At 60.5% G+C, this 2,812-nt stretch carries 3 protein-coding genes; 1 reads left to right on the plus strand and 2 read right to left on the minus strand.

The window, feature by feature from the left end:
• Positions 1-202: 202 nt before the first annotated feature.
• Positions 203-1,009, minus strand: coding sequence for a class I SAM-dependent methyltransferase (locus AC1DVH_RS29065; RefSeq protein ID WP_477756686.1), 807 nt, complete (start codon positions 1,007-1,009; stop codon positions 203-205).
• A 172-nt stretch (positions 1,010-1,181) separates the two neighbouring features.
• Between AC1DVH_RS29065 and AC1DVH_RS29070 the strand changes: the two genes are divergently transcribed.
• On the plus strand, positions 1,182-1,562 hold the full coding sequence (locus tag AC1DVH_RS29070; protein WP_477756687.1) for a hypothetical protein: 381 nt from the start codon (positions 1,182-1,184) through the stop codon (positions 1,560-1,562).
• Positions 1,563-1,571: 9 nt separating this feature from the next.
• Here AC1DVH_RS29070 and AC1DVH_RS29075 read toward each other — a convergent pair.
• Positions 1,572-2,812 (minus strand): sigma-54-dependent transcriptional regulator (locus AC1DVH_RS29075; RefSeq protein ID WP_477756688.1); only part of this gene is annotated, 1,241 nt, incomplete at its 5' end.

Raw genomic sequence — 2,812 nt, forward strand, 5'->3', positions numbered from 1 at the left:
ATGCCCCCGGATGAATACCGGAGCGAAGGAACCCCGAGCCTTAGCGAGGGGCCGGACGTTCGGGGCGAGACCTTTTGGTTCCTTTTGGGCTGGGCCGGCACTCCGGCGTTTGCCAAAAGGGACTCGCCGTAAGGGCGAAACCATAAGTCGCCGTTACCGCAGAAACGGATATGTACTCAGTCAACAAAGCAAAGGCCGGCTGTCAGCTCTTCACCACCACCCACGTAAAACACAACGGCAACTGCGCCACCTGCTGCTGATAGCGGTCATAGAGTTCTTCGCGATTGGAGTGCGGGTACTCCTTGAAGTGACGGATCTGCAGCCCTGCCGCAATGGCGGCGCTGAAGAGGTCGCCCAGGGTGTGGACAAACCAGTAGGACGCCGCCGACGGCTGTTCGACCTTGCCTTCGTAGACGATCGGTTCGTGCTGCACGAACGGTTCGCGACGGAAGTATGAGCTGGACACGCGAAAAGGATCGGCAGCCTCGGGGTCGAACATTTCCAGGAACGGGTGGGTTTCGTACACCACCAGCGCCCCACCCGGCTTCAGCGTGCACGCCACATGGCGGAAGAATTCGCCGATGTCCGGCATCCAGTTCAGGACGCCGATGGTGATCAGCGCCAGGTCAAAGCGCTCCTGCAGTTGCGCAGGCAAATGGTGAATGTCCGCTTCGATGAATTGCGGCGCATGGGGCGAGCGGGACGCCAGTTCCCGTGCCTGTTCGAGAAATGCTTCAGACTGGTCGACGCCCACCACGCTACGCGCGCCCAGGGCAAACAGCGACAGACTTTCGCGGCCGTTGTTGCAGCCCAGTTGCACCACCTCCTTGCCGTCGACACCTGTCTGGGTCAGCAAGGCGGTCAAGGTGTCATCCAGGCAGGAGAAATCCGCGTGCGCCACGTCCTTCAACAAGGCTTGCCATTCGCAGGAAGCTTTGTGGTGACGGGCGGAGTCATTCCAGGCCTCGCGGTTACTGGCGATGGCTTGTTCTTTTGTCGGCAGTTCCATTGCACGCTCCAGGGTTCGGGTCGTCGATTTGACCGGCCGGAGTCTAGATCAACCTCCTCCTGGCAGGTGTTGCGAACTTGTAATCCGCACAGCACCAACGGCTGCCCACGGCGGCAGCTATAGTTAATGACCTTGGGAGAAATGTGGTTAAACCGATTTAGCAGGTGTTGCCATGAACAAAACCAATCTGACGCTTTTGCTCGCCGTCTGCCTGAGCGCGACCGCCGTCGCCCACGCCGACGACATGCCAAACACCACCAACTACAGCAGTGAATTCAACTATTACGGCGCCGACCAACCCTTCGCGCACCCCGTACCACTGTCCATGAGCATCGTGCCACCAGGTTCGTACCTCCCGACCGCACCCGGGGAGTTCATTCCGGTTTCAAGTGAGCACGTGTTCTCCGACTCGCGCCTGCCGACTGTGGCCGACGCCACGGTTCGCGTGTTTGTCCGCAGCTACGATCCGGAACATGGCGTCTACGTGAACCAGGAAGTCCAGGACTCCGGTTGCGTGCTGTCCTGCATGAGGCAAGGCCCGGTGTTGCAGTGAGAACGCCCCCTACCACTGGCGTTTGTCCGGGCGGGCGAGGCCGAGTTTTTCGATCCGGTAGCGCAACATGTCCCGGCTAAGACCCAGCAGGCGTGCCGATTTGGTGACGTTCCAGTCGGTCTTGTCGAGCATCTTGCGCACCATGTCGCGCTCCACTTCCGGCAGGTTCATGGATTCGTTGCCGTTGTAGGAGGGACGCGGTTCGCTGAAATGTTGCAGCTCGTGATGAAACATAGGTGGCTCATCCACCAGGCTCAGGCAGACGTTCAACTGATGGACGGCGATGGTGTCGCTTTGCGCCAGCAACACGGTTTGCTCCAGCATGTTGCGCAATTCCCGCACGTTGCCCGGCCAGCTGTAGCTGAGCAGCAAATCTTCGGCCTGATTACTGAAATGCAGGTTCGGCTTGCCGTAGCGTTTGCCATGCAGCCCCAGGAAGTGCCGGGCCAGCAGCAGGATATCGGCACCCCGGGCATACAGGCGCGGCACCTTGATCGAAATGATGCGCAGGCGGAAAAACAGGTCGCGGCGGAATTTGCCTTGCTGGACCATTTGTTCGAGATTGCAGTTGGTGGCGCTGATCACCCGCAGATCGACCTTGCGCTCCTTCACCGAACCGACCCGGCGAATGGTCCGGTCTTCCAGCAGCTTCAGCAGCTTGGCTTGCAACAGCAGGTCCATTTCACCGATTTCATCGAGGAACAGCGTGCCGCCATCGGCCGCTTCCACCAGCCCCATGCGACGCTCCTTGGCGTCGGTGAAGGCGCCCTTCTCGTGGCCGAACAGTTCCGATTCCACCAGATTGGACGGAATCGAAGCGCAGTTGAATTCAATGAACGGGCCTTTGCTGCGCGGGCCGTCGAAGTGCAGGGCCCGGGCCACCAGTTCCTTGCCGGTGCCGGTCTCGCCTTCCACCAGGACCGGCGGCAGATCACTGTTGGCCATCCGCCGTTCGGCGTCGAGCAACTGGCTGATGATGCCCTTGAGGTATGCCATCGGTGCCGACTCGCCAATCAGCGCCTGCAACCCCGACTTCTGGGCTTCGCGCTCCTGGTAAAACGACAGCGTGCGCTCCATGCGGTCGGTAGCCAGGGCCTTGTCCAGCAGCAGCTTGAGCTCCGGCAGGGCCACCGGTTTGGTGACGTAGTGAAAGGCGCCCTCTTTCATCGCCACCACGGCGTCTTCGACGTTGCCGTAGCCGGTCATCATGATCACTTTCAGATCCGGCGCGCTGACGCGCAGCTTCTGGA

It is taken from the genome of Pseudomonas sp. P4_C3 (assembly GCF_056402075.1).

Coding starts and splice junctions, on each gene's coding strand:
- AC1DVH_RS29065 (WP_477756686.1), bottom strand. CDS start 1,009: ATGGAACTGCCGACAAAAGAACAAGCCATCGCCAGTAACCGCGAGGCC.
- AC1DVH_RS29070 (WP_477756687.1), top strand. CDS start 1,182: ATGAACAAAACCAATCTGACGCTTTTGCTCGCCGTCTGCCTGAGCGCG.